The organism is Actinosynnema sp. NPDC023794 (genome assembly GCF_040639675.1).
In the GTDB taxonomy this organism is placed as follows: Bacteria; Actinomycetota; Actinomycetes; order Mycobacteriales; family Pseudonocardiaceae; genus Actinosynnema; species Actinosynnema luteola.
The window spans coordinates 1-26,428 of record NZ_JBFAFR010000017.1 but is presented as its reverse complement, the minus strand read 5'-3'; the positions used below and the strand labels follow the sequence as shown (position 1 = coordinate 26,428).

General features: G+C 72.1%; 30 protein-coding genes. 15 read left to right on the top strand and 15 right to left on the bottom strand.

Features of this window, described 5'->3' with window-relative positions; all coding sequences use genetic code 11:
* The first annotated feature begins 14 nt into the window (after positions 1 to 14).
* Positions 15 to 2,693, top strand: coding sequence for an NACHT domain-containing protein (locus tag AB0H12_RS28885; RefSeq protein ID WP_499627009.1), 2,679 nt, complete (start codon positions 15 to 17; stop codon positions 2,691 to 2,693).
* 136 nt (positions 2,694 to 2,829) lie between these two features.
* Positions 2,830 to 3,180, top strand: a complete 351-nt coding sequence (locus AB0H12_RS28880; RefSeq protein WP_499627008.1) for a DUF6223 family protein — start codon at positions 2,830 to 2,832, stop codon at positions 3,178 to 3,180.
* Here AB0H12_RS28880 and AB0H12_RS28875 read toward each other — a convergent pair.
* The 4 genes from AB0H12_RS28875 to AB0H12_RS28860 all read right to left on the bottom strand — a co-directional run bounded on the left by AB0H12_RS28875 (position 3,099) and on the right by AB0H12_RS28860 (position 5,797).
* A complete protein-coding gene (locus AB0H12_RS28875; RefSeq protein WP_499627006.1) occupies positions 3,099 to 3,836 on the bottom strand; it encodes a response regulator transcription factor in 738 nt (245 codons plus the stop codon). The two genes, AB0H12_RS28880 and AB0H12_RS28875, sit on opposite strands and share 82 nt — an antisense overlap.
* A complete protein-coding gene (locus tag AB0H12_RS28870; protein ID WP_499627004.1) occupies positions 3,833 to 4,939 on the bottom strand; it encodes a sensor histidine kinase in 1,107 nt (368 codons plus the stop codon). The genes AB0H12_RS28875 and AB0H12_RS28870 overlap by 4 nt, the downstream gene beginning before the upstream one ends.
* Positions 4,940 to 5,003: 64 nt before the next feature.
* Entirely contained in the window at positions 5,004 to 5,276 is a 273-nt protein-coding gene (locus tag AB0H12_RS28865; RefSeq protein ID WP_499627218.1) for a GlsB/YeaQ/YmgE family stress response membrane protein, read from the bottom strand.
* A gap of 68 nt (positions 5,277 to 5,344) precedes the next feature.
* Entirely contained in the window at positions 5,345 to 5,797 is a 453-nt protein-coding gene (locus tag AB0H12_RS28860; RefSeq protein ID WP_499627002.1) for a VOC family protein, read from the bottom strand.
* Between the two features lie 266 nt (positions 5,798 to 6,063).
* Between AB0H12_RS28860 and AB0H12_RS28855 the strand changes: the two genes are divergently transcribed.
* Both AB0H12_RS28855 and AB0H12_RS28850 read left to right on the top strand, forming a co-directional pair.
* Positions 6,064 to 6,195, top strand: coding sequence for a hypothetical protein (locus AB0H12_RS28855; RefSeq protein ID WP_499627000.1), 132 nt, complete (start codon positions 6,064 to 6,066; stop codon positions 6,193 to 6,195).
* 33 nt (positions 6,196 to 6,228) lie between these two features.
* Entirely contained in the window at positions 6,229 to 6,774 is a 546-nt protein-coding gene (locus AB0H12_RS28850) for a cysteine hydrolase family protein (RefSeq protein ID WP_499626999.1), read from the top strand.
* A gap of 52 nt (positions 6,775 to 6,826) precedes the next feature.
* Here the strand turns inward: AB0H12_RS28850 and AB0H12_RS28845 are convergent, their stop codons facing one another.
* The 4 genes from AB0H12_RS28845 to AB0H12_RS28830 all read right to left on the bottom strand — a co-directional run bounded on the left by AB0H12_RS28845 (position 6,827) and on the right by AB0H12_RS28830 (position 10,685).
* Entirely contained in the window at positions 6,827 to 7,576 is a 750-nt protein-coding gene (locus tag AB0H12_RS28845) for a GH12 family glycosyl hydrolase domain-containing protein (protein WP_499626998.1), read from the bottom strand.
* A 186-nt stretch (positions 7,577 to 7,762) separates the two neighbouring features.
* Positions 7,763 to 9,145 (bottom strand): FAD-binding oxidoreductase, encoded by a 1,383-nt coding sequence (locus tag AB0H12_RS28840; RefSeq protein ID WP_499626997.1) that lies wholly within the window; start codon positions 9,143 to 9,145, stop codon positions 7,763 to 7,765.
* Between the two features lie 200 nt (positions 9,146 to 9,345).
* A complete protein-coding gene (locus AB0H12_RS28835) occupies positions 9,346 to 10,284 on the bottom strand; it encodes a helix-turn-helix transcriptional regulator (protein ID WP_499626995.1) in 939 nt (312 codons plus the stop codon).
* A gap of 53 nt (positions 10,285 to 10,337) precedes the next feature.
* Positions 10,338 to 10,685, bottom strand: coding sequence for a hypothetical protein (locus AB0H12_RS28830; RefSeq protein WP_499626993.1), 348 nt, complete (start codon positions 10,683 to 10,685; stop codon positions 10,338 to 10,340).
* Between the two features lie 103 nt (positions 10,686 to 10,788).
* Between AB0H12_RS28830 and AB0H12_RS28825 the strand changes: the two genes are divergently transcribed.
* Positions 10,789 to 11,367 carry an RDD family protein gene (locus AB0H12_RS28825; RefSeq protein ID WP_230573095.1) on the top strand — a complete coding sequence of 193 codons (579 nt, stop codon included), beginning with the start codon at positions 10,789 to 10,791 and terminating at the stop codon, positions 11,365 to 11,367.
* A 55-nt stretch (positions 11,368 to 11,422) separates the two neighbouring features.
* Here AB0H12_RS28825 and AB0H12_RS28820 read toward each other — a convergent pair whose 3' ends face one another.
* Both AB0H12_RS28820 and AB0H12_RS28815 read right to left on the bottom strand, forming a co-directional pair.
* Positions 11,423 to 12,229, bottom strand: a complete 807-nt coding sequence (locus AB0H12_RS28820; RefSeq protein WP_499626991.1) for a hypothetical protein — start codon at positions 12,227 to 12,229, stop codon at positions 11,423 to 11,425.
* Entirely contained in the window at positions 12,229 to 12,729 is a 501-nt protein-coding gene (locus AB0H12_RS28815) for a SigE family RNA polymerase sigma factor (protein ID WP_499626989.1), read from the bottom strand. The genes AB0H12_RS28820 and AB0H12_RS28815 overlap by 1 nt, the downstream gene beginning before the upstream one ends.
* A 155-nt stretch (positions 12,730 to 12,884) precedes the next feature.
* On the opposite strand from AB0H12_RS28815, the gene AB0H12_RS28810 reads away from it, so the two are divergent.
* Positions 12,885 to 14,030, top strand: coding sequence for an acyl-CoA dehydrogenase family protein (locus AB0H12_RS28810; protein WP_499626987.1), 1,146 nt, complete (start codon positions 12,885 to 12,887; stop codon positions 14,028 to 14,030).
* Here AB0H12_RS28810 and AB0H12_RS28805 read toward each other — a convergent pair whose 3' ends face one another.
* Positions 14,031 to 14,957 (bottom strand): NAD(P)-dependent alcohol dehydrogenase, encoded by a 927-nt coding sequence (locus tag AB0H12_RS28805; RefSeq protein ID WP_499626985.1) that lies wholly within the window; start codon positions 14,955 to 14,957, stop codon positions 14,031 to 14,033.
* A 92-nt stretch (positions 14,958 to 15,049) separates the two neighbouring features.
* On the opposite strand from AB0H12_RS28805, the gene AB0H12_RS28800 reads away from it, so the two are divergent.
* The 4 genes from AB0H12_RS28800 (at position 15,050) to AB0H12_RS28785 (ending at position 16,770) form a co-directional block, all read left to right on the top strand.
* Positions 15,050 to 15,667, top strand: coding sequence for a TetR/AcrR family transcriptional regulator (locus AB0H12_RS28800; protein ID WP_499626984.1), 618 nt, complete (start codon positions 15,050 to 15,052; stop codon positions 15,665 to 15,667).
* A 71-nt stretch (positions 15,668 to 15,738) separates the two neighbouring features.
* Positions 15,739 to 16,065 (top strand): PadR family transcriptional regulator, encoded by a 327-nt coding sequence (locus tag AB0H12_RS28795; RefSeq protein ID WP_230573101.1) that lies wholly within the window; start codon positions 15,739 to 15,741, stop codon positions 16,063 to 16,065.
* Complete coding sequence (locus AB0H12_RS28790) at positions 16,062 to 16,418, top strand: DUF1048 domain-containing protein (RefSeq protein ID WP_499626982.1); 357 nt, start codon at positions 16,062 to 16,064, stop codon at positions 16,416 to 16,418. The genes AB0H12_RS28795 and AB0H12_RS28790 overlap by 4 nt, the downstream gene beginning before the upstream one ends.
* A gap of 1 nt (position 16,419) precedes the next feature.
* Positions 16,420 to 16,770 carry a DUF1048 domain-containing protein gene (locus tag AB0H12_RS28785; protein ID WP_499626980.1) on the top strand — a complete coding sequence of 117 codons (351 nt, stop codon included), beginning with the start codon at positions 16,420 to 16,422 and terminating at the stop codon, positions 16,768 to 16,770.
* Here AB0H12_RS28785 and AB0H12_RS28780 read toward each other — a convergent pair.
* The 3 genes from AB0H12_RS28780 to pdxR form a co-directional block, all read right to left on the bottom strand.
* Positions 16,767 to 17,585 (bottom strand): siderophore-interacting protein, encoded by an 819-nt coding sequence (locus AB0H12_RS28780; RefSeq protein WP_499626978.1) that lies wholly within the window; start codon positions 17,583 to 17,585, stop codon positions 16,767 to 16,769. The genes AB0H12_RS28785 and AB0H12_RS28780 overlap by 4 nt on opposite strands.
* A 200-nt stretch (positions 17,586 to 17,785) precedes the next feature.
* On the bottom strand, positions 17,786 to 18,823 hold the full coding sequence (locus AB0H12_RS28775; RefSeq protein ID WP_499626977.1) for a hypothetical protein: 1,038 nt from the start codon (positions 18,821 to 18,823) through the stop codon (positions 17,786 to 17,788).
* 271 nt (positions 18,824 to 19,094) lie between these two features.
* Positions 19,095 to 20,594 (bottom strand): MocR-like pyridoxine biosynthesis transcription factor PdxR, encoded by a 1,500-nt coding sequence (gene pdxR, locus AB0H12_RS28770; RefSeq protein WP_499626975.1) that lies wholly within the window; start codon positions 20,592 to 20,594, stop codon positions 19,095 to 19,097.
* 58 nt (positions 20,595 to 20,652) lie between these two features.
* Here pdxR and AB0H12_RS28765 point away from each other — a divergent pair, with 58 nt between their 5' ends.
* From AB0H12_RS28765 to AB0H12_RS28750, 4 genes are all read left to right on the top strand, one after another.
* On the top strand, positions 20,653 to 21,258 hold the full coding sequence (locus tag AB0H12_RS28765; protein WP_499626973.1) for a LysE family translocator: 606 nt from the start codon (positions 20,653 to 20,655) through the stop codon (positions 21,256 to 21,258).
* A 49-nt stretch (positions 21,259 to 21,307) separates the two neighbouring features.
* Positions 21,308 to 21,928, top strand: coding sequence for an L-threonylcarbamoyladenylate synthase (locus AB0H12_RS28760; RefSeq protein WP_499626971.1), 621 nt, complete (start codon positions 21,308 to 21,310; stop codon positions 21,926 to 21,928).
* Between the two features lie 101 nt (positions 21,929 to 22,029).
* Positions 22,030 to 22,809, top strand: a complete 780-nt coding sequence (locus tag AB0H12_RS28755; protein WP_499626969.1) for a hypothetical protein — start codon at positions 22,030 to 22,032, stop codon at positions 22,807 to 22,809.
* A 181-nt stretch (positions 22,810 to 22,990) separates the two neighbouring features.
* Complete coding sequence (locus AB0H12_RS28750) at positions 22,991 to 24,484, top strand: methionine--tRNA ligase (RefSeq protein ID WP_499626968.1); 1,494 nt, start codon at positions 22,991 to 22,993, stop codon at positions 24,482 to 24,484.
* Between the two features lie 45 nt (positions 24,485 to 24,529).
* Here AB0H12_RS28750 and AB0H12_RS28745 read toward each other — a convergent pair whose 3' ends face one another.
* On the bottom strand, positions 24,530 to 26,032 hold the full coding sequence (locus AB0H12_RS28745; protein ID WP_499626966.1) for a chitinase: 1,503 nt from the start codon (positions 26,030 to 26,032) through the stop codon (positions 24,530 to 24,532).
* Between the two features lie 141 nt (positions 26,033 to 26,173).
* Between AB0H12_RS28745 and AB0H12_RS28740 the strand changes: the two genes are divergently transcribed.
* Complete coding sequence (locus AB0H12_RS28740) at positions 26,174 to 26,362, top strand: DUF3072 domain-containing protein (protein ID WP_308257583.1); 189 nt, start codon at positions 26,174 to 26,176, stop codon at positions 26,360 to 26,362.
* Positions 26,363 to 26,428: the final 66 nt, after the last annotated feature.

The window sequence follows — 26,428 nt, the reverse complement described above, 5'->3', positions numbered from 1 at the left end:
GCTTGGATGGGGCGATGTCCGTCGAAGCCGCCCTGATCGCGCTGGGCACGGTCGCCGTCCGCACCGCCACCAAGTTGTGGCTGGGCGATCACAAGATCGCCGCGGAGGTCGGCGGCGCCGCGGTCGACCACCTGTCCGGCCAGCTGACCAGGGAACGCGACCGGCGCAAGTTCGCGCGGCTCCTGGACGACTTCGCCGAAGCCGTGGTCGACCGGATCGAGCCCATCGTCGACGCGGAGTTCCGCGCGCTCCCCGAGCACGAGCGGCTCGCCGCGATCGACGCCGTCCGCGACACGTTCGACGAGGCGGCCCTCGACGACGACGACCTGTTCGCCGCCGACCTCGACGCCGGCCACCTGGACCGGGCGATCCGCCGCCGCGTCCCGGCGCGGAGCGCACTGCTGTCGGCGGACGGCACGGCGCTGCACGACCTGCTGCTGCGCGAGTGCTGCGGCTACGTCATCGAGATCTCCCGCGGGCTGCCCGCGTTCTCCGCGAACGCCCTGACCGAGCTGCTGCGCCGGGACCGCGAGATGCTCGACGGCATCCGCGAGGTCCTGGCCCGGCTGCCGCAGCGCGACCGCACGGACGGCTTCGACTACGACTACCGGCAGCTCGTCGCGCGCAAGCTCGACCACGTCGAGATGTTCGGCGTGACGCTGGCCGACGCGAGCCGCCGCTACCCGCTGTCGGTCGCCTACATCAGCCTCATGGCCTCCGCCGACGAACTCAGCCCCGTGCACCGGGTCGAGGAACTGCTGGCCGGCGCGCGGCGGGTGTTCATCCGGGGCGAGGCCGGCCTCGGGAAGACGACGCTGTTGCAGTGGGTCGCGGTGCGCAGCGCGTTGAGCGACTTCCCGGAGAGGCTGGCCGACTGGAACGGGACGGTGCCGTTCTTCATCCCGCTGCGGCGCTACGCGGGCCGCGACCTGCCCGCGCCGGAGCGGTTCCTGGACGAGGTCGGCAAGTACGTCGCGGACGAGATGCCGCACGGCTGGGTGCAGCGCAAGCTGCGCGACGGCAGCGCGTTGCTGTTGGTCGACGGCGTGGACGAGTTGGCGGCCGACCGCCGCGACGAGGCGCGCACGTGGCTGCGCGACCTGGTCGGCGCGTTCCCGCTGGCGCGGGTGATCGTCACGTCCCGGCCCGGCGCCGCGCCTCCGCAGTGGCTGGGTGACGCGCGGTTCTCGGTGCTGGACCTGCAACCGATGAGCCGGGCCGACGTCCGGCTGTTCGTGGCGCGGTGGCACGACGCGATGCGGTTGGGGTGCGTCGACGGCGAGTCGCGCCAGGCGCTCGACGACTACGAGACCGGGTTGCTCGAACTGCTGGACACCCGTGGCCACCTGCGCAAGCTCGCCGGGTACCCGTTGCTGTGCGCGTTGTTGTGCGCCCTGCACCGCGACCGGCGCGCCACGCTGCCCGCCAACCGGATGGAGCTGTACGAGGTGGCGTTGCAGATGCTGCTGGAGCGGCGCGACGTCGAGCGCAAGATCGGCGCGATCGAAGGGCTGGGCCGGACCGAGAAGTTGTTGTTGCTGGCCGACCTCGCGTACTGGCTCATCCGCAACGGCTACACGGACGTCGACGTGCCGCGGGCGCTCTACCGCATCTCCCAGCGGCTGCACCTGATGCCCCAGGTCCGGGCGGGCAACCAGGACGTCTACCGGCACCTGCTGGAACGCTCGGGGCTGCTGCGCGAGCCGGTCGAGGGCCGGGTCGACTTCATCCACCGCACGTTCCAGGAGTACCTGGCCGCCCACGACGCCATGAACACCGACGACGTGGGCACGGTGGTGCAGAACGGCCACCTCGACCAGTGGCACGAGGTGGCCGTGATGGCGGTCGGCCACGCGTCGCAGGCGCAGCGCGAGGAGCTGTTGGGGCGACTGCTCGAACGGGGTGACCTGAACCTGCTGGTGCTGGCGTCGCTGGAGACCGCGCCCGAGCTGAGCGGGTCGCTGCGGCGGGAGATCCAGCTGAACACGGCACGGCTGCTGCCGCCGTCCTCGATCAACAAGGCGAAGGCGATCGCGTCGGCGGGCCCGTTCGTGCTCGACCTGCTGGCGGACTGCCGACCCCAGACCGTCGACGAGGTGACGGCGACGATCCGGGCGTTGGCCGAGACGCGGCTCGAAGAGGCGTTGCCGGTGATCGCGCGGTTCGCCTCCGATCCCCGGTCCCGGGTGTTCCAGGAAGTCCTGCGGTGCATGGCGTTCTTCGACGTCCGGGAGTACGGCGAGGCGGTGCTGGCGAAGTCGACCCTGCCGCGCCTGCTCGTGGACAGCGAAGTCGCGCGGACGGCGGTGACGTACATGAGCTCGCTGAGGCAGGTCCACCTGCCGCACCCCGGCGACGGCTGGTCGTCGGAGCTCCGCTGCGAGTTGCCCGCCCAGGTGTCGAACCTGAGGATCTCCGGGTGGCCGGAGGAGCACCTGGCGTCGATCAGGACGAGGTTGCGCCTGGCGAACCTCAGCATCCTCGAGATGGACCTGCGGGACCTCCGGTCGCTGGAGTTCGCGGAGTCGGTCGTGGAGCTGCGGATCGAGGGTGGCTCGCTGCGGTCGTTCGCCGGCGTCGAGAGGTGGGCGGACTCGCTGAAGAAGGTGTCCGTGGTGGGTTACGGGTCGGTCGACCCGAGACTGTTGGCCGACCTCAGGATCGCGATGCCGCACGTGACCGTGACCCCGTGACCGCCACTGCGGTGGTACGGCGCGCGGAGGGCGTACAACCGGGGTGGTAGGCCGATCGGCAACTCCGGCACGACGACTCGCGGCCACGTCGGTTCCTACGCTCCCCGTACCTGTTGTACGAGCGGAGGAATCCCCGATGCATGTCGCCAATGTGCTTGCCGCAGCCAGTGCCTACACGATGAGCCCCGGACGGATCGGCGCGAGCCTGGGCGCGCTGCTGGGGTTGGTCGGCCTCGTGGTCGGCGCGCTGGCCCTGGCCCGACCCCGCGGTCGCTTCGGCGTCCGCACCGGACGGCTCGGAGCCCTCGTGTCCTTGGTGACGGGCGTCGTCGCCCTGGCGCTCGGCGGGCTCGTCGCGGCCACCGCCGACAGCGGCATCGGGACGGGCAACGGGCGCGGCGGCGCCTACGTGGCCTTGGTGGTCGGGTCGGTCGCCGTGGTCCTCGGCGGGTCGGCGCTGGCGCGCTCCCGCCGGGAGACCGCCTGATCGGTCAGCCAGCCCGGGACGGTGAGGCCGGACTCGTACGCGAGGATCACCAGCTGGGCCCGGTCGCGGACCCGCGCCTTGGTCATGATGCGACTGACGTGGGTCTTCGCGGTGGCCGGGCTCAGCACCAGCCTGGCCGCGATCTCGTCGTTGGACAGGCCGGCGGCCACCAGCGCCATCACCTCGCGTTCACGGTCGGTGAGCGCGCTCAGCCGCGGGCCCGGGTCCGGGTGCGTGGCGCGGGTGGCGAACTCGGCGATCAGCCGGCGGGTGACCGACGGCGCGATGAGCGCGTCACCGCGGGCCACGACCCGCACGCCGTGGATCAGCTCGGCCGGCTCGGTGTCCTTGACCAGGAAACCGCTCGCACCGGCCCTCAGCGCGCCGTAGACGTAGTCGTCCAGGTCGAACGTGGTCAGGATGATCACGCGGACGTCGGAGGTCGCGGTGATCTCCCGCGTGGCGGCCAGGCCGTCCAACCCGGGCATCTGGACGTCCATGAGGACGACGTCGGGCCGCAAGTGCCGGGTGAGCCGCACCGCCTCGGCGCCGTCGGCCGCCTCGCCGACCACCTCGATGCCGTCCTCACCGTCCAGGATGGACCGGAAACCGGCGCGGACCAGGGTCTGGTCGTCGGCGAGCAGCAGGCGGATCACGCAGGGACCCGGTCCTCGCGCAGCGGCAGGCGGGCGTGGACCCGGAAGCCGCCGTCCGGGCGCGGGCCCGTGGTCAGCTCGCCGCCCAGCGCCTGGGCCCGTTCGCGCATGCCGAGGATCCCGTTGCCGGGCGCGCCCGGTGCGCCGGTGCCGTCGTCCTCCACTTCCACCAGCACGGTGTCGTGGTCGGGACGGACGCGGACCACGGCGGCGGTCGCGTCCGCGTGCCGGGTCACGTTGGTGAGCGCCTCCTGGACGATCCGGTACGCCGCCAGGTCCACCTCGGGCGGCAGCGGCCGGGTTTCGGCGAGCTCGACGCGGATCTCCAGCCCGGACCGGCCCGCCGTCGTGACGAGCTCGCCCAGGCGGTTCAGGCCGGGCGCCGCGTCGCCGTCCTGGCGCAGCGCGTTGAGCGTCGCGCGCAGCTCGCGCAGCGTTTCCTTGCTGGTCTGCTTGATCGCGGTGAGCGCCTGCTCGGAGCGGGCCGGGTCCGGGCGGTGCAGCGCGGCGCTCGCCTGCACGTTGATCAGCGAGAGGTGGTGACCCAGCGCGTCGTGCAGCTCGCGGGCGATGCGCAGCCGTTCCTCGGTGGCGCGTCGCCGGGCCTCCTCCTCCATCCGCCGCTCGGCGGCGAGGGTCCGGGCCTCCGCTTCGGCGAGGTAGGCCCGGCGGTTGCGGGTCACGCCGACGATGACCGCGATGAGCCAGCCGGCGTGCAGGAACGTCGCGCCGTTGTCGGTCCGGTTGAAGCTGTCCGCGAGGGCGAAGGCGACGACCGAGGCGACGCCGAGCCCGATGGCCACGGCGAGGTGGCCCTCGTCGACGACGGTGTAGAGCGCCACGACGAACACGACCATGACCGGGCCGGGTTGGTGCAGCAGCGCCCCGTACGCGCTGATGGCGGCCAACGCCGCCACGCCGACCGGGATCGGGTGGCGACGGCGGAAGACCAGCGCGCCGGAGGAGGCCAGCACGACGAGCAGTGCCGCCCCTTCGGCCGGGGTGTCGACGCCGCGCGACTGCACCAGCAGCCCGAGCAGCGCGACCAGGCCGGCGGCGATCGCCGCGGCGGTGTCCGCCGTCCGGCCGCGCCATCTCGACATGGCCGAAGCCTAACCCCCGCCGGGTGAGCGGGAGGTCAGGCGCGACGAGGTCGGTTGCCCCCGGTCAGGAGACCCGTTTGCGGGTGTAGGAGCCCGCCGCCACGGCGACGCCGCCGGCCGCGAGCGCGACCTGGATGACCACTTCGATCCAGTCGATGCCACGGGTGTCACCCACGCCGAGCGCGTTGGCGATGAAGGTGCCGATGACAGCCGCGACGATGCCGACCACGATGGTCAGCCAGATCGGGATGCTCTGCTCGCCGGGCAGCGCGAGTCTGCCGAGTGCACCGGTGATCAGGCCCACGACGAGGACGCTGACGATTCCGGAGACGGCCACGTTCACGCCTTCGAGTCAAGTGAGCCTCAGGTACCCGATCAACGCCCCCGTCACTCCTCCGAGCTCCCCTATGACGCGCAGAACTCGTTGCCTTCCGGGTCCCGCATGACCCACCAGTGCCCGGCCGGACCCTTGTCGAACTCGCTGACGCGGGTGGCGCCGAGCCCTTCCAGGCGGGCCACCAGCTCGTCCAGGCCGCCCGGCTCGCTGTGGACGTCGATGTGCAGGCGGTTCTTGCCGGACTTGGCCTCGGGCACGTCCTGGAACAGCAGCCGCCGCCCGCGGCCGACACCGCTGGTCGCGTCGAACGGGTCCTCGGGGTGGCGGACGGCGGCGAAACCGCGGAAGTTCTTGCGGCCGTTGTGCTCGATGACCGCTTCCGCGCCGAGGTGGCCGGCCGCCAGCAACTGCTCGATGAGCGCGCTCGGGTCCTCCACCTCGTAGCCCAGGGCCGCGGCCCAGAAGTCCGCGAGGGCGGGTGCGTTCCTGGTGTCGATGACCAGCTTCCAGCTCAGTGCCATGTAACTGGTTATACCGGTTACACCGCCCCCACCGCAAACCGAGGGCCCACTGCGAACGGAAAGCGGTCGCCTGGTCACCTGGTCGAGCCCGGCCTCGTCACCCGGGTGGAAGCCCGGCCTGCCCGGGCCGCGGTCGTGGCGTTGCGGCAATGGGGTGACAGGCCGGCACCGCCGACGTCGTTCGCGTCCTCGGGCCGGTCCCGCTCTGCGACACTGGCCGGGCCTGCGTTCGCCAGGCGACCTCGTCGGATCGGAAGGGACGCGCCATGGCAAGGGTTCTGCGACTGCTGCCGGTTCTCGCGCTCGCGATCGGCACGATCTTCCTCGGCTCGACCGCCACCGCGTCCGCAGACAGCGGCGCCCAGGTCGGGACCACCGGCTACACCTGGAGCAACTGACCGCGTCGAGCCGCCCGGATAGGCTGCGTCGGCATGAACGCGGCACTGCTGATCGTCGACCTGCAGGAGATGCTGGTCCCGCTCGTCTGGCGCGGCGAGGAACTGGTTGACCGCGTCGCCGCGTTGGCGCGCGAAGCCCGTCGCAACGGCGTGCCGGTGGTCGCGTTGCGGCAGATCGGGCCCAGCGGCACGCCGTTCGACCCCGAGGACCCGGGAACGCGGATCAGTTCACGGCTCGGCCTCGAACCGACCGACGTGGTGCTCGACAAGACGGCGACCGACGCGTTCTACCGCACGGACCTCGCCGTGCTGCTCGCCGAACGGGACGTGGACACCGTGGTGCTGACCGGCCTGGCCACCGACTACTGCGTGGACGCCACGGCGCGGTCCGCGTTGAGCCACGGCCTGGACGTCGTGCTGGTCACCGACGGCCACTCGCCGGCGGCCGACGGCGACCCGGAGGCGGGCCTCACCGCCGAGCAGGTCGTCGACCGGCACAACCGGATCCTCAGCACGGCCGTCCACCCCGGCGGCGCGGTGCGCCTGGCGCCGGCGGCGGAGGTCGTGTTCGGGCGCTGACCGCGCCGAGGGGCCGGTCCGGGTGTCGGCCCGGACCGGCCCGGTGCCGGGATCAGCCGCTGACCGAGGCGGAGAAGCTGTTGACCGCCAGGCCGGTGCCGCCGTTCCACGGCTCGAAACCGGCCTGGATGCTGGTCAGGTACCAGGACGTGGTGATCGCGCCGCGGTTGCGGACGTCGTTGACGAAGTCGAGCACGTTGAACGACCACGACGTGATCGGCGACGGCGCGACGTAGGAGATCACGTTGTTGGCGCCGTTGCTGCCGCGCCAGACCTGCCAGCTGCGGCCACCGATGGTGGTGTTGCCGACCGCGCTGCCGATCGGCTGGATCGAGCCCTGGCGGTTGAACCAGATCATGATCTCCATCTGGTTGACCCCGTTGGTCTTGGGCGACGGGTCGAGCCAGATGTCGTAGGAGGCGTTGTAGGTGCCGCCCACGTAGGTGTAGTTGATCGAGGACGAGGCGCTGCGGATCCGGCTGACCTGCATCGGCAGGTTGCTGCCCGGCGAGCAGTTGGAGTAGTGGCAGCCGAGGAACACCGACGGGTACGACAGCGGTGCGCCGTTCGTCGGCGCCGAGCCCTGCTGCTGGGTGATCCGGAAACCGGTCGAGGTGACGTTGATGCACTGGGTAGCCGACGTGCCCCAGCGGTTGTTCTGGACCACGTAGCGGCCCTGGATGGTGGTCGACCCGTACTGCTCGCAGATCGTGGTGTCGGCTTGGGCCGGCCCGGCCGCGGCGACGACCGCGGACGCGGCCATCAACCCGGCCAGCACGAAGGCGCGGACAGTGCTTCGCATGGAACTCCTTCCGAAGGGTCCACGACGGCGGGGAATCTCCTGGGAGCGCTCCCAGGGTAGCCCGTAACACTCCCGGACGCCTATGGCGAACCGGATCCGTTCCCAGTCGTACGTCGTCAGACCGGCGCGGCGGCGACCGGTGACCGGACCGGGGGACTCACGGCCCGGCAACGGGTGACAACCGGCTCAGGCGAGCCCCTGGGGGAACGCGAGGACGCGGTCCGGGTCGTAGCGGCGCGCGACCCGGCGCAGGCGCGGGAGGTTCCGGCCGTAGTAGGCGGTCGGCCAGTCCGGCATGTCGGGGTCGATGTAGTTGACGTAGCCGGTGTCGTGGCCGATCCCGTCGCGCAGGTCGGCCATGATGCGGCGGGCTTCGGCCTCGCTGACGCCGACCACGTCGACGTACGCCTGCGCGCTGGCGATGGCGTGGCGGTGCGGGAACGCGGTCGCCTCCGGCCGCACGCGCGCGATCGCGCCGCCGAACGTGTCGAACTGGGCCCGTCCCGTCCGCCGCCCCTCCAGCAGGGCCACGACCCGCGCCGGGTCCACCGGCCGGTGCAGCATCCTGGACGACGCCACGAACGGCGAGCCGTCGTCCGGCAGGCACGCGGGCAGGCAGCCGGCGAAGAACCGCATCGCGGTGCCGTAGTCCATCGGCAGGACCGTGCGGCTGGTCGGCGCGACCTTCGCGGCGAACCGGTCGAGGAGCCGGTCCAGCTCGTCCTCGGGCCCGATCCAGCTGCCGATGACGTTGACGGGCGGTGGGCTGCCGGCCCGGACGTTGCACGCGGACCACAGGCCGTCCGGGGTGTCGAGCACCCACTCCTGCCACGCGCCCAGCACGTCGGTCGCCGCGCCCGCCGGGAACCCCAGGACGAACGCGGCCACGTCCGGCGCGGGCTCGGTGTCGAACGTGAACGACGTGACGACGCCGAAGTTGCCGCCGCCGCCACCGCGCAGCGCCCAGAACAGGTCGGGCTCCACGTGGTCGTCGGTGCGGCGCGGCCGGCCGCCCGGCGTCACGATCCGCGCGGCGCGCAGGTGGTCGACGGTCAGGCCGTACTTGCGCCCGACGACGCTGATCCCGCCGCCCAGCGCGAGACCGCCGATGCCGACCGTCGGGCACGACCCGGCGGGCAGCAACCGGCCGGTCCGCGCCAACTCGTCGTACAGGTCGATCATCCGCGTGCCCGCGCCGACCTCGACCCGGCCGCGGCGGTCCACGCGGATCGCGCGCAGCGCGGACAGGTCGATGACGAGACCGTTCTCGGGCACCGAGTAACCGGCGTAGCTGTGCCCGCCGCTGCGCGCGGCCACGGGGATCCGCTCCCGTGCCGCGAAGTCGAGGCACCGCGCGACGTCGGACTCGTCGGCGCACAGCGCGACGGCCGCCGGCCTGCGGTGCGCGTACACCGTGTTGTACGGCCTGCGCACGGTGTCGTAGACGTCGTCACCGGGCAGGACCAGCCTGCCGGTGAGCACGCGGCGCAGCCGGTCCCACTCGTTCTCCCACGCGCCGAGCGCGACGAGTCCGGTGGCCTGGATGAAACTTCTGCGACCGAATTCCATGAGCACTCCCCCCGACCCATGGTCCCCCTGTCACCCCGTCCGCCAATCCGCCGAACGGGTTCGGTGTCAGGACCCGGCGGCGAGCAGGGCTCGGGCAGCGCGTGGCGACCGGGGACGTGCGTTGCCCGCGACGAGCACCGCCAACGGGCTCGGTCACCCGCTCGGACCGCTGGTGACCGCGGCGGCGGTCGTGCTCGTGGTCAGTCCACGGCGGCGGCGAACCGCGCGGCGAGCGCCACGACCGCGGCCCGCAGTTCCGGCCCGCCCTCGACGCGGAAGGCGAAGGGCACGGCCGCCAACCACTCCTGCGCGTACATGGCCGGGTTGCTCGTGCTGCCGACGAGCACGCACCCGTCGTCCAGCGGTTCGAGGCGGCCCATCGGCGGCCGGACCCACGGCGCCACCTGCTCCGGCGCCGCGTGGAACACGACGCGGGTCGGGAACTCCCAGCCGGCGCCCAGGTTCTCCTCCACCGCCGCCACCGGGTCGAGGTCGGCGGGCGGCTCGAACCCGTGCTCGGTCTGCCGCACCGCGCGGACCCGGTCGATCCGGTACGTGCGGAGCGCGTCCGCGCGGTGGGAGTGGCACAGCAGGTACCACCGGCCGTGCCGGACGACGACCGCCCACGGGTCCACCTCGGACTCCCACTCGCTGCCCGTGTCCTGGCCGTAGGTGACCACCACGCGACGCCGTGCGGCGATGGCCGCGACGAGTGCGCTGGTCGTGGTGGGGTCCGGGCGGACCGAGTTCCGGTCGGGCGCGGCCGACGCGTGCTCGCGCAGCGCCGCCGCCTGCTTGCCGACGTGCTCGGGGAGCGCCCGGACGACCTTGCCGAGGGCGCTGTCGACGAGGTCGTCGGCCGGGTTGTCGAGCACCGCCATGACCAGGACGAGCGCCTCGGGCTCGGTGAACACGACCGGTGGCAGCCGCGTGCCGCGCCCCAGCCGGTAGCCGCCGTAGGGGCCCCGGGTCGATTCCACCGGGATGCCCGCCTCGCGGAGGATCCCGACGTACCGGCGCACGGCCCGTTCCGTGACGCCCAGCCCCGCGGCGAGCTCGCCCGCCGTCACCCCGGGGCGCGCCTGGAGGATCTCCATGGCGCGCAGCGCCTTCGCGGTGGGGCTGAGTTCGGTCGGCACACGAGGACCTTAGACGTGGACCGGGAACGAGCCCGCACGCACGCGAGCCGGGCTCACTGCTGGGTGGACGCCATGATCTGGCCCATCATGTAGACGAACGAAGCGCCCAGGTAGAACGGCACTGACAGCAGCAGGACCGCCCAGAACGGCAGCCTCGCCCTCCTGGTCAGCAACCACGCCAGCACCGTCGAGAGCACCAGCGGCACCGGCAGGTGGGTGGTCACGTAGTACAGGAGATCGGAACCGAACGGGAGGGGGTCGCGGGCGGGGCTGATGAACCTCATCGCCACGAACACCACCATCCCCGTCAGCAGGTGCGCCAGGAAGTAGGGGACGATCGACGCCTTCGCCGGAGCGGCCTGCGCGGCGGCGTGGCCGCGGGCGTTCGGACTCGGGTTCATGTCCCGTCCCCCTGACGTCGTGGAGCCCGGATCATACGTTCGCGGCCGATCCGGATTCGACGTGATGCAGAATGTCGCCTGTCACGACCGACTGGAGGACGCCATGGCCGCTCCCGGCATCGACCGGCCGCCGACCAGGCTGGAGGTCGTCCAGGCCGAGGCGGCGCACGTCCTCGGGTCGAGGGCCGCCGCCGCACGCGTCGACGCGTTCGCCGACGGGGTCCTCTACGTCGGCGCCGGTGACCTGCGCCGACTCCTGGCGTGGTTCGTCGACTTCGTGGTGTTCCTGCTCGCGGTCGGCGTCGGCGTGGTCGTCCTCAGCCTGCTGTACACCGCCGGGACCATCGACGACAACCAGCTCGTCCTGGCCGACCTCGCGCTGTTCGTCGTGGTGCCCCCGCTGTACGGCCTGTGCTACGGCAACGGCCGCGCGCTCGGCGCCGTGCTCACCGGCACCCAGCTCGTGCGGGTGTCCAGCGGACGCCGGGTCGGGCTGAAGGCGCCGTGGGCGATGACGGTCCGGACCGTGCTGCTGCCGGCGCTGCTCGTCGCGGTCGCCGTCGGCGCGCTGGCCGGCGGCTCACCGCCCGGCTCACCGGCCAGGACCAGCATCGACCGCCGGCGCACCCGCCTGCTCCACGCGGCGGGCTACCGGAACATCGCCGACCAGCGCGTGCCCTGAGCCGACGCGCGGCCGTCGACGCGCCCCGCGGGGAGGCACGCCGACGACCGCGCGGTCACGACCGGTAGGTGAAGCCCGGCTTGCTGATCATGTCGATCAGCTGCTGCTCGGTGAACGGCACGCCGTCGCGAGTGGACGGCTGGATGTACAGCGAGCCGTCGTCCCTCACCGTGGTCTGGTTGGTGACGGTGACGTCCACGACGGTGCCGTCCGGGAAGCGGGCTTCCGCCGACACCTCCCCCGGCAGGCCGGTGCCGAGGTCACGCGCGACCCGGACCTCGACACCGTCGACGGACTTCACGGTCGGCGGGTGGAAGAACGGGCCGTTCAACGCGGTGAAGCGCATGCATCGGCTCTCCACCGTGCACTTCTCCGGCTCGGTGACCGACCGCACGTAGAGCCTCAGCGTCACGCTGCCCTCGGCGTCGGAGAACACCGCCGACGCCAGGTAGCCGCCCGAGGTGTCCGGACCGAAGGCGGTGAACCGCAGCGGCGGCGCGCTCCAGTCCGAGTGCGCGGGGAGGATCTCGAAGCCGTCGGGGATGACATCCGCCGCGGCGAGTCTCGCGGTCAGCTCGGCGGCGTGCCCGGGTGTGGTCGGCACGGCGGGGACGTCGGTCGGCGTGGTCGTGAGCACGGGACTCGACGCCCATTCCACAGTGGACCGATCGGTCACGGCGAAGAGCGCGCTCGCCCCGATCGCCAGCACGACACCGACGGACAACGCACTGGCCACCACCGCCCGCCGTCGCGCCGTGGCCTCGCGCGCCGACTTCACGACCTCTTCCGGTGAGTGCCGGGGCCCGGTGTCGCCTTCCAGCGCCGGCGCGAGCATCCTCCGCACCTCGTCCACGTCGTTCATCACGCCACTCCTCCCTTCTCCAAGGTGCTGCCCAGGTCTCGGCGCAACGCGGCGAGCCCTTTGGCGCACTGGCTCTTGACCGTTCCCTCGCTGCACTTGAGCAGCTTCGCCGTCTGCGAGACCGACTGGTCCTCCCAGTACCGCAGCACGACGGCCGCACGTTGACCTGGTGGCAACGCCGCCAGCGCGCGCTGCACGTCGATGCCGCTCTCGTGCTCGACTTCGTCGGCGGGCAGGTCCGGCGGCTCGGCCACCGGCTTCTCCGAGCCCTTCAACGGCCGCCGGTGGTCGATCACCGTGCGCACGAGCACCGTGCGCCAGTACGCGTCGACGGAGTCGGCCCGCCGCACGCGTGACCACGACCGGTACAGCTTGAGCAACGTGGCCTGCGCCAGGTCCTCCGCCAGGTGCCAGTCGGCGCACAGCAGGAACGCCGTCCTCCGCACGTGGCGATGCTTCGCGCGCACGAACTCGACGAACTCGGCGTCTTTGTCCTTCACCCGTCCACCCCCTCGCACAGGACGACGAGATGGCGTCGGTGTTCGGTTGCCCTCGACCCGTTCGGCGGGCCGGGCCACGCGAATGGTCGTGCCGGCCCGACGACCGGCGGTGGGACGATGGATCACTCGCCGCCGCCGTCGCAGGGGGTTCCGTGATGAGTGCCGAAGTCCTGACCGCCATCGCGGGCCTCGCGCCGCGGTTGACCGCTGCCGCCGCGCGGGCCGACGAGGAACGCCAGGTCTCCGCCGACACCGTGGCGGCCATGCGGGACGCGGGCACGTTCCGCGTCACGCGGTTGGCGCGGTACGGCGGCGGGGAGGCGTCGATCCGGACGCACCTGGACGTGTCGGCGGCGGTGGCCGGGATCGACGGTGGCGCGGGCTGGTGCACGGCGCTGTGGAACGGCAGCAACTGGATCACCTCCCTGTTCCCCGAGCAGGCGCGGGAAGACGTGTGGGGCGCCGACCCCGAAGCCCTGGTCGCCGGCACGCTGATGCCGAGCGGCCCGGTCGAGCGCGTGTCGGGCGGTTACCGGCTCAGCGGCGAGTGGGCCTACGCCTCCGGCATCGGGCACGCGTCGTGGGGGCTGGCCGCGGCCGTCCTGGACGGCAGCCTGGCGTGGACGCTGGTGCCCCGCGAGGACTTCGAGGTCGTGGACGAGTGGCACGTGGCCGGGATGAGGTCCACCGGCAGCAACCGGTTCGTGGTGCGGGAGGCGTTCGTGCCCGACCACCGCGTGCTGCGGCTGGAGCGGATGGTCGCGGGCGCCAACGTCACGCCCGACACCCCCGCCGCCTACCGCGCCGCCTTCGTGCCGTCGCTCGTGACGATGATCAGCGGCCCGTTGCTCGGGCTGGGCCGTGCGGCGTTGGCGCACGTCATCGACGCCGCGGCGGACAAGGGCATCGCCTACACCAGCTTCGACCGGCAACGCGACTCGGCCGCGTTCCAGCTCCTCGTCGCCGAGGCCGCCTCGGCGGTGGACAGCGCCGAGCTGCACGCCTACCGCGCCGCCGACCTCCTCGACCGGTACGCCGCCGACGCCGAGTACCCGTCCGAACTGCTCCGCGCCCGGTGCCGCGCCGACTCCTCCGTGGCCGTCCGCCACGTGACCCGCGCCCTGGAAACGCTGCTGTACGCGCACGGTTCGCGTGGTTTCGCCGACGCCAGCCCGCTGCAGCGGATCTGGCGTGACGCGAACGTGGCCGCGCGCCACGGGATGCTCCTCCCCCAGGTGAACCTGGAGCTCTACGGCGCGGCCTTGGTGGGCGCGGAGAACACCGTCAGCCCGATCGTGTGATCAGAGCACCTGGATCACGTGCTTGCCGCGCACGCCACCGGCTTCCAGCGCGCGGTGGGCTTCGGCGACCCGGGCGATCGGGTGGACGGCATCGACCACCGACCTCACCGCGCCGCCCTCGACCAGCGCGGTGAGGTCGGCGAACAGGTCGGACCCGGGGTTGCCGCTGAAGAAGCGGACGCGGCGGGGGCCGAACACCGCGGACGCGAGGAGGTAGCCGACGTCCGCGGCGGAGCGGAACGCGATGCCGACCATGCGGCCACCGGGCCCGAGCAGGCGGCGGTACGCGCGGGGCGTGCTGCCGTACGTGTCGAGGACGACGTCGAAGTGGCCGAGGTCGGCGGGATCGGTGCGGTAGTCGATCGCCTCGTCGGCGCCCAGCTCGCGGACGAAGTCGAGGGTTCCCCTGCCCGCCAGGGCGGTGACGTGCGCGCCGTAGGCCTTGCCCACCTGCACGGCGACGCTGCCCACTCCCCCGCTCGCGCCGCGCACGAGGAGGCGTTCCCCCCGGCGCAGCCTCGCCTTGTCGCGCAGGGCGGTGATGGCGGTCGTGCCGACGCCCGGCAACGCGGCGGCCTGGACCAGGTCCAGCCCGGCGGGACTGAGCGCGAGTTGGCGCGGGCGCACGACGACGTACTCGGCGACGCTGCCGAACCGGCCGCGCGGCAGTCCGCCCCACACGTGCGCGCCGGGCGCGAAGCCGGGGCCGGACACCACCTCGCCGGCGAAGTCGATGCCGACCCGCTTGGGGAACTTCCGCCCGAGCAGGACTTTCAGCTTCCCGGACCGGCCCATCAGCTCGCCGCCGTTGACGCTGGCCGCGTGGACCCGCACCAGCACCTGGCCCGGCGCGGCCACCGGGTCGGGCACGACGCCCTCGTACAAGACCTCGGGCGGCCCGTACCGGTCGAACAGCGCTGCGCGCATCGCTCACCTCTCGCTCAAGTGGAAGACGCCCTCCACTTCGACGCTAACACGCGAACCGGAGGGTGCCCTCCACTTGAGCTAAAGTGAGAGACGTGCCAGGTGAGACGACTCGGTTGCGCGTGGACGCGAGGCAGAACCGCGAGCGCATCGTCGCCTCGGCGAGGGAGACGTTCGCCGCCGACGGCCTGGACGTGTCGATGACCGAGATCGCCCGGCGCGCCGGGGTCGGCGTCGCCACCCTCTACCGCCGCTTCCCGACCAAGGACGACCTGGTCAGGGAGGTGTTCGCGGAGCAGCTGGCCGCCTGCACGGGCGAGGTGCACCGGGCGGCGGAGGACCCCGACCCGTGGCGCGGCTTCTGCCGGGTGGTGGAGAAGCTGTGCGAGATGCAGGCCCGGGACCGGGGGTTCAGCGCGGCGTTCCTGACCGCGTTCCCCGACGCCGTGCCGGTGGACGAGCTGCGCACACGGGCCGAGGAGGCGTTCGCCGGGGTCGTGGCCCGCGCCAAGGCGACCGGCAGGCTGCGGCCCGACTTCACCCTCGACGACTTGACGCTCGTGCTGATGGCCAACAACGGCCTGGTCGCCGATTCGGTGGACGCGGCGGTGGCCGCCTCCCGCCGCCTGGTCGCCTACTTCCTCCAGGCGTTCCAGGCCCGCGACCCGCTGCCGCCGCCGGTGCGCCTCGGCCTGCGCGACGCCCTGGGCTGACCCACTACTCCGTGATACCTTGTAGCAGTACTCGGTGACACCGGGTACCGGAAGACCGAAGAGGACCCGCGATGGACGACCTGACGGAGATGCTCAAGGGCACGCTGGAGGGCTGCGTGCTGGAGATCATCGGCAGCGAGGAGACCTACGGGTACGCCATCACGCGTCGGCTGAACGACCTCGGCTTCACCGACGTCGTCGAGGGGACGGTGTACACCATCCTCCTGCGACTGGAGAAGAACGGGCTCGTCCAGGTGGCGAAACGACCGTCCGAGCTGGGCCCGCCGCGCAAGTTCTACGCGCTCAACGACGCGGGACGCGAGCAGCTCGCGACGTTCTGGGCGAAGTGGGAGTACGTCTCGTCACGGATCGACAAGCTCAAGGAGGGCGGGAGATGAGCTTCTGGGAGACCATCACCGGCAGCGACCTCACCAGGGAGTGGAACGCGTTCGAAGCACGGGCCGCGGCCTTGCCGGCCGACTACCGGGCGGCGTGGGAACAGGTCAAGGGCCACCTCATGGGCTACTCCGACTTCACCGGCCGGGGTCTGATGCCGATCTTCGACAGCGCCCTGGGACTGCTGGAGGAGACGGCGGCCGACGGGCAGCCCCTCGGCGACGTGCTGGGTGACGACGTCGCGGGCTTCTGCGCGGCGCTGGCCGGCGAGCACGGGGGTCGCACCCACCGCGACCGGTGGCGCGAGCAGTTGAACCGGAACGTCGCGAGGAAACTGGCCCAGCTGGGAGGCTGACGTGGGCATCCAGGACATCATCGAGGGCAAGAAGCAGTGGCGGGCGCACGTGGCGCGGGTCAAGGCGCTGCCGCCGGACTACCGGATCGTCTACAAGGAGATGCAGCGGTACTTCTTCAAGGTCGGCCCGGTCGAGCTGGCCGACGGGACCCTGCTCTCCGGGATCGTCGACTTCTTCGAGGAGGGCGTCGCGGCGGGCAAGGGCGTCCTGGAGCTCGTCGGCGAGGACGTCGCCGCGTTCTGCGACGACCTGATCAAGGACTCGCGCACGTACGCCGACCTCTACCTGGAGTCCCTCGTCAAGAAGCGCGGCACTGCCGCCCACCGGGCCACCGACGGCACGAACCGCTAACCCTGCTCCTGCTCGACCCGCCGGTTCCACTCGCCCTTGGACGACTGCCACCCGTCCTCGTCCGCGCCGAGCCGCCAGTAGCCGGAGATCGACATCTGCTCGCGCGGGACGCCGCGGTCCACCTTAAGGTGCCCGCGCAGGTCCTTGACCATGTTCGCCTCGCCGTGCACGAAGACCTGGACCACGCCCTCGGGGAACGCCGACGCCTTCACCGCGTCCACGAGGAGTCGTCCACGCGGGCCGCCGCCGCGGTGCAGCCACCGCAGGTCCACCCGACCCGCCGACCACGCGGTCTGCTCGTCCTCGGGCCCGTCGACCTCGACGAACACCTCCGCCCGGGCGCCGGCGGGCAACGCCTCCAACGCCGCCGCGATGGCGGGCCACGCGCTCTCGTCGCCGGCCATCAGGTGCCAGGCGACGTCCGGGTCGGGCGCGTACCCGCCGCCGGGACCCGCGAAGTGCAGCACGTCGCCCGGCTGGGCCTTCGCCGCCCAGGGACCGGCCACACCCGCGTCACCGTGCGTGACGAAGTCGATCCACAACTCGCCGGCGCGCGCGTCCCACTTGCGCACGGTGTACGTGCGGGTGCGGGGCCACTGGTCACGGGGCATGGTCGCGCGGATCGCGGCGAGGTCGAACGGCTCCGGGTAGAGCACGTCGTCCAGCGGGAACGCGAGCTTGAGGTAGCTGTCGGTGTACGGGCCGACGGCGAAGTCGGCCAGCCCCTCACCGCCGAGCACCACGCGGACCATCTGCGGCGCGATCCGCTCGGTGCGCACCACGCGCCCGCTCCTGGCACGGGATCGTTCGGCCATGTCGCGTACTCCTCGGTGATTCCAACGGCGCAACCAGCCTTCACCGTACGTGCCGGCCGACCAGGGCCATCAGAGGCCGCCGATCTTCACACCTCGCACCTCCCTCGTCACGGTGCGTTCCGGGACCGGGCGGAGGGACACCGGGCGGCCCGCTTCCCGCGGCGGGCGGTGGGACGCCGGAGGTCCCACCGCCCGGGCGGTCAGCGCACGCTCCACTCCTGGGCGAGCCGGGCGGCGAGACCGAGGTTCGCCGCGGCGGCGTCCTCGGTCCGTCGCCCGTACCCGCACGCCGCCGCGACGCCGGCCACCGGCCCGCCCAGCGCGTCCGCGGTGAGCCGCAGCGCCTCGCGGGTCTCCTCGGGGTGATCCTCGGCCACGACGCCCGCGATGACCTCCACCCCGCGCCGCAGGTGCTTCAGCTCGTCGTAGAACGCCGGGTCGGTGGGCGGCGGGTTCGCACCACTGGCCACGGGCAGGTGCACGGTCGGCATCGGCACGCCCCGCTCGGCCAGCACGTCGGCCAGCGCGTTGAGGAACAGCACCGCCGACCGCAGGTCGGTCGGCGTGAACACCGGCACGTGCTCCAGGTCGCCGTAGCACAGGTGCAGCACCCACCGGGTGAGCGGCGCGGCGGCCAGCACGCCGGCCACCTGCCCGGAGAGCTGGGCGGTCAGCGCCGGCCACGCGGACGGCGGGGTGAGGTGGTAGGCCACCAGCACCGCGGGCGTCTCCAGTTGGAGCTGCAGCCGGTCACCCCACCGGGCGACCAGTTCGGTCACCTCGTGCACCACCGCGACCTGCATCGTCGGCAGCCACTCGTGGGCGGCGTCGATCGAGCCGAACGCGAACACCGCCAGGTCCAGGGCGTTGGGGATGCCCACCTGCACGCGCAGCGCTTCGTCGGTTCCGGTGCCGCGCATGCGGTCCAGCGCCGCGAACGCCGCGTCCGCCTGGTCGACGCGGGACAGGCCGATCTCTTCCGCGCACAGCCGCTGACCGGGCCGGACGCGGTAGTACGGCATGTCGTCGTAGCCGCGGCTCTCGCCGCCGCGCACCTGTTCGAGGGACGGCACGGAGGACATGTGGTGGGTGAGCCAGTCGACGATCCAGCGCGGATCGCGGTCGGACGGCAGGGCGGTCAGCGCGGCGTCGCCCCGGTGCCGGAGGAACCAGCCCATGGCGGTGGCGGGGTCGTCGCACAGCGGACGCGGCAGCGAGCCGACGAGGTGGACGGGCAACGGGTCGCGGTCGTGCTCTCGATCGCGGTTTTTCGTAGGTGCTTGTGCGGTCATGAGTGGTGTTCTGCTTTCAAACGAAGAGCGTGAATTGCCCGGAAGTGCCGCAGGATCTCCGCGCCCGACTTCCCGGCGTCCGCTCATCGTGACCGCGCCGGCCAGACATGTCCACTTAGGATGATCAACAAAATCCGACCGTGCACATCATCCACGCGATAGTGTGATCCGTCCCGCCGGCGATGGAATTCTGAGTGATCAAAAACAAGAGGGACGATCACGATTGCCGGCGCACGTCCGCGATGACGGCGACGCCTTCGGCGATGTCGGTCGGCGTGCTCGCGCCGTAACCGAGCACCAATCCGGGTCGCCCGGATCGTTGCCCGTGCCACGACAACGGCTGCGCCTTCACCCCTCGGGCGAGCGCGGCGGCGGCGAGTTCGGTGTCGGGCACGCCGTCGTCGAAGGTGATCAGCAGGTGCAACCCCGCCGCGGCGCCGTGCACGACCGCGCCGGGCAGGTGCCGGGCGATCGCCGCGATCATCGCGTCCCGCCTTCGGCGGTGGCGTCGGCGGACGAACCGCAGGTGCCGTTCCAGGTCCCCGGACGCCATCATGGCGGCCAGCACGAGTTGGGGCAGCACCGCATTGCCGAGGTCGGCGTACCGCTTCGCTTCGATCACACTGTTTCGATTCGCGTCGGGGACGAGCAACCACCCGACGCGCAATGCGGGAGCGAGCACTTTGGACACACTTCCGGCGTAACAAACACGTTCGGGGAGCATTGATCGCAACGCGGGCACGGGCGGTCTGTCATAACGGTGTTCTGCGTCGTAATCGTCCTCGATGACAAGACCACCCGCCTCGGCCCACCGCATCAGCTCACGTCGACGCGCGCCACCGAGCACCACTCCGGTCGGGAACTGGTGCGCCGGCGTCAACAAGACGGCGGGCGCTCCCCCGGCGCGCAAGTCGTCCACCCGGATGCCCTCGCCGTCCACTGGTACCGGCGGGGTGTCGAGGTCCCAGTTGCGCAGGTGCTGACGCGCGCCGAGCGACCCGGGATCCTCCACGGCGACCTCGGTGACGCCGTCGCGGCGCAGCACCTGGGCGAGCAGGCCGAGCGCTTGGGCGACGCCGGCGACGATCACGACCTCGTCCGGGTCCACGCGGACGCCCCGGTAGCGGGCGAGCCAGTGCGCGACCGCGTGCCGCAGCGCCGGCGTGCCGCGCGGGTCGCCGTAGCCGAAGTCCGACGCGGACAACGTGCGGAGGACGGCACGTTCGGCGCGCAACCAGGCAGCGCGCGGGAACGCGGTCAGGTCCGGCACACCGGGCGACAGGTCGATCCGCGCGCGGACGCCGCGCAACGCGTCGAACGCGTCCGCGCCGGGCGGCCGTGCGAACACGCCGCCATCGGCCGGCCGACCCGCCACACCGCCCGCGCCCGGCGCACCACCCAGGCGGGGCGGGACCGCGTGCGGCGCGGCCACCACCACGGTGCCCGCCCGGCCCCGTCCGCTGACGTGGCCGTCCTCGGCGAGCCGTTGGTACGCCTCGGTGACCACCCCGCGCGAGATCCGCAGCTCGCCCGCCAGCACCCGGGTCGCGGGCAGCCGGCTCCCCACCGGCAGCCGCCCGTCCGCGATCGCCTGCCGGAGCCGCCGGGCCAGCCAGTCGGCCCGACCTCCCACCGGCGCGTCGCCGATGTCGAGTTGCAGGAAGTCCGATCCCGTCGTTATGGACCTGTCGACGGGGCCTGGATTGGACCTGTTCACCGGACCAGTCTGTCACCAGGGTGGACGGCATGAACCGCTCCACGACCGGGCGCTCCCGGTGACCGTCGACTTCCTGCTGACGTCCCTCGTCATCGTCGCCACGCCCGGCACCGGCGTGCTCTACACGACCTCGGCCGGCCTCACCGGCGGCGCGCGTGCCGCCGCCGTGGCCGCGCTCGGTTGCACGTTGGGCATCGTGCCGCACGTGTTGGCCGCGCTCACCGGGCTGGCCGCGCTGCTCAACGCGAGCACGCCCGCGTTCCAGGTCCTCAAGTACCTCGGCGTCGCCTACCTCTTCTACCTGGCGTGGAGCACGCTCCGCGACAAGACCGCGCTGGCCGTCGACCCGGGCGCGCCGAACCGGACGGCGGCGCGGGTGGTGGCGTCCGGCGTCATGGTGAACCTGCTCAACCCGAAGCTGACGATCTTCTTCTTCGCGTTCCTGCCGCAGTTCGTGCGCCCGGACGAGCCGGCCGCCGTCCCGCGCATGGTCGAGCTGAGCGCGGTGTTCATGGCGCTCACGTTCGTCGTGTTCGTCGGCTACGGCTGGTTCGCCGCCGCGGTCCGGGACCACGTCATCGGCCGCCCCCGCGTGCAGACGTGGATCCGGCGGGGCTTCGCGGGCGCTTTCGTCGCGCTCGGCGCCATGCTCGCGTTCGCCTGACCCCGCGGGCCTGCACGCGGCGAGCCGATCGGACTACTAGGCTCCGCGCATGGCCAGGTACTTCGACGTGCACCCGGTGAACCCGCAGCGACGGTCCATCGACCAGGCGGTGGAGCTGATCAAGTCCGACGGCCTGGTCGCCTACCCGACCGACTCCTGCTACGCGCTCGGCTGCCGGCTCGGCAACAAGGCGGGCCTGGACCGGATCCGGCAGATCCGGCACCTGGACGACCGGCACCACTTCACGCTCATGTGCCGCGACTTCTCCCAGCTGGGGCAGTTCGTGCACGTGGACAACGCGGTCTTCCGGGCGATCAAGGCGGCGACGCCGGGCAGTTACACGTTCATCCTCCCGGCGACCACCGAGGTGCCGCGCCGGCTGATGCACGCGAAGAAGAAGACGGTGGGCGCGCGCATCCCCGACCACCCGGTCGCGCAGGCCCTGCTGGCGCAGCTCGGCGAGCCGCTGCTGTCCAGCACGCTCCTGCTGCCCGACCAGGAGGAACCGCTGGTCCACGGCTGGGACATCAAGGAACGGCTGGACCACGTGGTCGACGCCGTGCTGGACGCGGGCGACTGCGGCACCGTGCCCACCACCGTCGTCGACTTCTCCCAGGGCGAGCCGGAGATCGTCCGGCACGGCGCGGGCGATCCATCCCGCTTCGAGTAGCACCCGCGAAGGGACCAGCACTGTTGCGCCGGTCAGAGGTATGGGAGCGTTCCCAGACCGGATAGCTTCCTGCTGCCCCCTCAGCGCAGAAGGAGCTACCAGTGCGGAAACGGTTGTCCACGGCGGTCCTCGCCGTCCTGCTGTCGGTCGTCGCCCTCCCGGTCGCGGACGCCGCCGGTCCCGGTCAGGCCGATCACCGGCTGAAGACCTGCGCCCGCGCCGACCTGCTGTTCTGCGAGGACTTCCAGCACGTGCCGACCGGCGCGGGCACCAGCCTCGAGTGGGGCGTGGACACCCGCAACGGCTCGCTGGAGGTCGAACGCGACCGGCGCGGTCAGAAGGTGCTGCACGTGCGGGCCGAGGGCAACGGCCGGGCGTTCCTCAAGGTCGACGACTTCGCCGCGCCGGGCAACAGCTTCTACGGCCGGGTCCGGGTGCGCGTCGAGGCGTTCCCCGACGCGCCGGACTGGGCGCACTACACGTTGATCGAGGCCACGGGCAACGGCCCGGAGGTCGTCCGCCCGCTCGGCGGCCAGTACGTGCCCACGCTGGACAAGGCGTTGTGGGGCGTCGGCGCGGACGGCGGCCCGACCGGCGACTGGACGAACTGGCGCGAGTCGGCGCCGTCGAAGGCCGGCGTGTGGCAGTGCGTCGAGTGGCGGATGGACGCCTCCGACAACCGGATCACGCTGTGGTTCGACGGCAAGCCGAACCCGGACCTGACCGTCTCGACCCGCGAGCACGGCGGCAACCAGGTCGACTTCCTGTTCCCCCGGTTCGACACGGTCAAGCTGGGCTGGCAGCTCTACCAGCCCAACGAGGGCAGCTACGACATCTGGCTGGACGACATCGCGTTGGGCTCCGACCGCATCGGTTGCTAGCCGGGCGAAAACCAGGCGCGGGACGGGCGGTGGCGCTGCTAGCGTCGCCGCCATGTCCTCGTCGTGCCCCGTCATGATGCCCCGCCACGCGGGGCCGCCGACGCTGCACGGATGACGAGTCCGAGGCCCCCGCCCCAGGGGGTCTCAGCCGGCCGTGAACCCCCGCACCAGGAGGTTCGCGATGTCGCGCTACTACGTGACCACCGCCATCCCGTACGTCAACTCGCGCCCACACCTGGGTTTCGCCCTGGAGATCGTGCAGGCCGACGCGCTGGCCCGGCACCACCGCCTGCGCGGCGACCGGGTGCGGTTCCTGACCGGCACCGACGACAACTCGCTGAAGAACGTGCTGGCCGCGCAGGCGGAAGGCGTGTCGACCGGCGAGCTGGTCGACCGGAACTCGGCGGCGTTCGCGGCGTTGCGCGACCCGTTGGCGTTGTCGTTCACCGACTTCATCCGCACCAGCCGCGACGCCAGGCACGGCGCCGGTGTGGAACGGCTGTGGCGGGCGTGCGCGCACGACCTCTACCGACATCACTACGAGGGCCTGTACTGCGTCGGCTGCGAGCAGTTCTACGCCCTCGCCGACCTGGTGGGCGGCAAGTGCCCGGAGCACGAGGTCGAGCCGCAGCCGGTGGCCGAGGAGAACTGGTTCTTCCGGCTCTCCCGCCACGCCGACCGGCTCCGCGACCTGATCGTCGACGGCACGGTCCGGATCGAGCCCGCCGCGCGTCGCAACGAGGTGCTGGCGTTCATCGCCGCCGGCCTGCGCGACTTCTCCGTCTCCCGCTCCCGCGCCCGCGCGCACGGGTGGGGCATCACCGTGCCGGGTGATCCGGACCAGGTCGTCTCCGTGTGGTGGGACGCGCTGGGCAACTACATCACCAGCCTGGGTTACGGCGCGGACGGCTCGAACTACCGCCGCTGGTGGGCGGAGGGCGACCGGCGCGTGCACGTGATCGGCAAGGGCGTGGTCCGCTTCCACGCCGTGCAGTGGCTGGCCATGCTGCTGTCGGCGGGCGAGCCGCTGCCGACCGACATCCTGGTGCACGACTACCTCACCACCGACGGCCGCAAGATCAGCAAATCGGCCGGCGCGGTGGTCGACCCGGTGGCGTTGGCCGACCGGTACGGCTCGGACGCGGTGCGGTGGTGGTTGCTGCGCGACGTACCGCGCGTCGGCGACGCCGACTTCACCGAGGCCCGCCTGGTCGCCCGCGCGAACGAGGACCTGGCCAACGGCCTCGGCAACCTGGTCAACCGCGTCACCGTGATGGTCCACCGCTACCGCGAGGGCCGACCACCCATGGCCGCGCCGGACCCGGACGCCGAACCGCTGGCGGCGGCGTGCCGGGACGCGCCGGACCTCGTGCACGCCGCCGTGTCCGACTTCGACTTCCGGCGGGCGACGGCGGCGGTGTGGCGGATCGTGGAGGAGGCCAACCGGTACGTCGAGCAGGTGCGGCCGTGGGACCTGGCCCGTGCCGAGCGCGGCGGTGACGCCGAGGCGGGCAAGCGCCTGGACGCGGCCGTCACCTCGCTGCTGGCCGCGTGCCGGGTCCTGGCCCGCGAACTCACCCCGTTCGTGCCGGCGTTGGCGACGCGGATCTCCGAGCAGTGCGTCACGCTGACGGACCGACTCCCGCAGCCCCAGCCCCTGTTCCCCCGGCTGTGAGCCGAGCGGACCCGCCGGGTGACGTCCCGGCGGGTCCGCCACCGGTCACCTCGGCAGGTAGGCGCGGTGCGAGCGGGAGAACTCGAAACCGTTGTGGCGGTCCCAGTTGACCGACCACGTCATGAGGCCGCGCAGGTTCGGGTAGACCGCCTTGGGCTGGTACGCGCCGCAGTTCGCGCCCTTCATCAGGCAGTCCAACGACTTGTGCACCTCGGCGACGGACGTGAAGCCGTTGCCCGCGTTGACGCCGGCCGGCAGGCCGATGGCCACCTGGTCCTGCCGCAGGCCCGGGAACACCTTCGTCGCGTCACCGCGCACGGGGAAGCCGGCCAGCACCATGTCCGCCATGGAGACGTGGAAATCACTTCCGCCCATGAAGTGGTACTGGTTGTCCAGGCCCATGATCGGCCCGGAGTTGTAGTGCTGGACGTGCAGCAGGGTGAGGTCGTCGCGCAGCGCGTGGATCACCGGCAGGTACGCGCCCGCGCGCGGGTCGGCGCCGCCGCTGCCGCCGTAGTGCTGGTAGCCGACTTGGACGAAGAACGTCTCGGGGGCCATGGTGAGCACGAACTTCGCGCCGTAGCGCGCTTTCAGGGTCTTCAACGCCTGGATGAGGTTGACGATCACCGGCGTGGTCGGCGCGCGGAAGTCGGTGTCGCCCGCGTTGAGGGACAGCGAGTGGCCTTCGAAGTCGACGTCCAAGCCGTCCAGGCCGTACTTGTCGATGATCGCCGACGCGGAGCGGACGAACGCGTCGCGCGCCGCCGTGGTGGACAGCTGCACCTGGCCGTTCGCGCCGCCGATGGAGATCAGCACCTCCTTGCCCTTGGCCTGCTTGTCCCGGATGCCGGCGATGAACTCGGCCTCGGACTCGACGCCTGCGCACTCGGCGACGGGGCACTGGGCGAAGCGGAGGTCGCCGGAGGTGGCGGAGGTCGGTTCGGCGAAGGACAGGTTGACGATGTCCCAGTCGTCGGAGACGTCTCTCATCCGGATGTAGCCGGAACCGTTGGCGAAGCTCGCGTGCAGGTAGCCGACGAGGACCCGCTTCGGCAGGCCGGTGACCGGTGGCGTGGTCGTGGTCGTCGTCGGCCCGGTCGTCGTGGTCGTGGTCGTGGTCGTGGTGGTGGTTGTTGTCGTGGTGGTCGGTGAACCGGCGCACGACGCGCCGTTGATCTTGCAGTTGGTCGGGCTCGCGGTGCCCGAGGCGTTGAAGCCGAACGTCACCGTGGCGCCGGGCGCGATGCCGCCGTTGTACTCGCGGTGGGTGAACGCGTGGTGCCCGGCCGAGCTGGTCTGCAACGCGTCCCAGTAGGCGCCGACGGTCGTGCCGGCGGGCAGGTCGAACTCGACCTTCCACCCGGAGACGGCCGAACTGGTCTCGTTCTTGATCGAGAACTGCGCGGTGTAGCCGGTTTCCCAACTCGACGTCCTGGTGAACGTCGCGGTGACCGAGGCGGCGTAGGCGGGCGCGAAGCTCACCGCCGCCGCGCCCACCACCAACGCCGTCACCGCCGCCACCCTGGCGAACAGGACTCTGCGCGACATTCGTCTCCTCCCAGCGGTGGCGGCCTCCAGGTGGGAAGAATTGGACTAGACCACCTGTGGCGTGTCAAGGGTGGACCGGAGGTGGTTGACCGAACAGCGCAGCGGGTACCTCGAACGAGCGTTCGAGGTGAGGAGGCGCGCGTGGACCGCAATCCGGAGAAGGACCCGCGGGAGTGGACGACCGGCGACGAGCCGATGACCGGTCCGCAGGAGTCCTACCTGCACACGTTGGCGCAGGAGGCGGGCGAAGAGGTGCCGGCGGAGCTGACCAAGGTGGAGGCTTCGCAGTTGATCGACCGGTTGCAGGAGAAGACGGGTCGCGGGCGCTGACGCGGGCGGGGCGGGGGCCCCCCCCGGGGCCCGCGCGCCCACGACGGACAGCAGGGACAGCGCCCC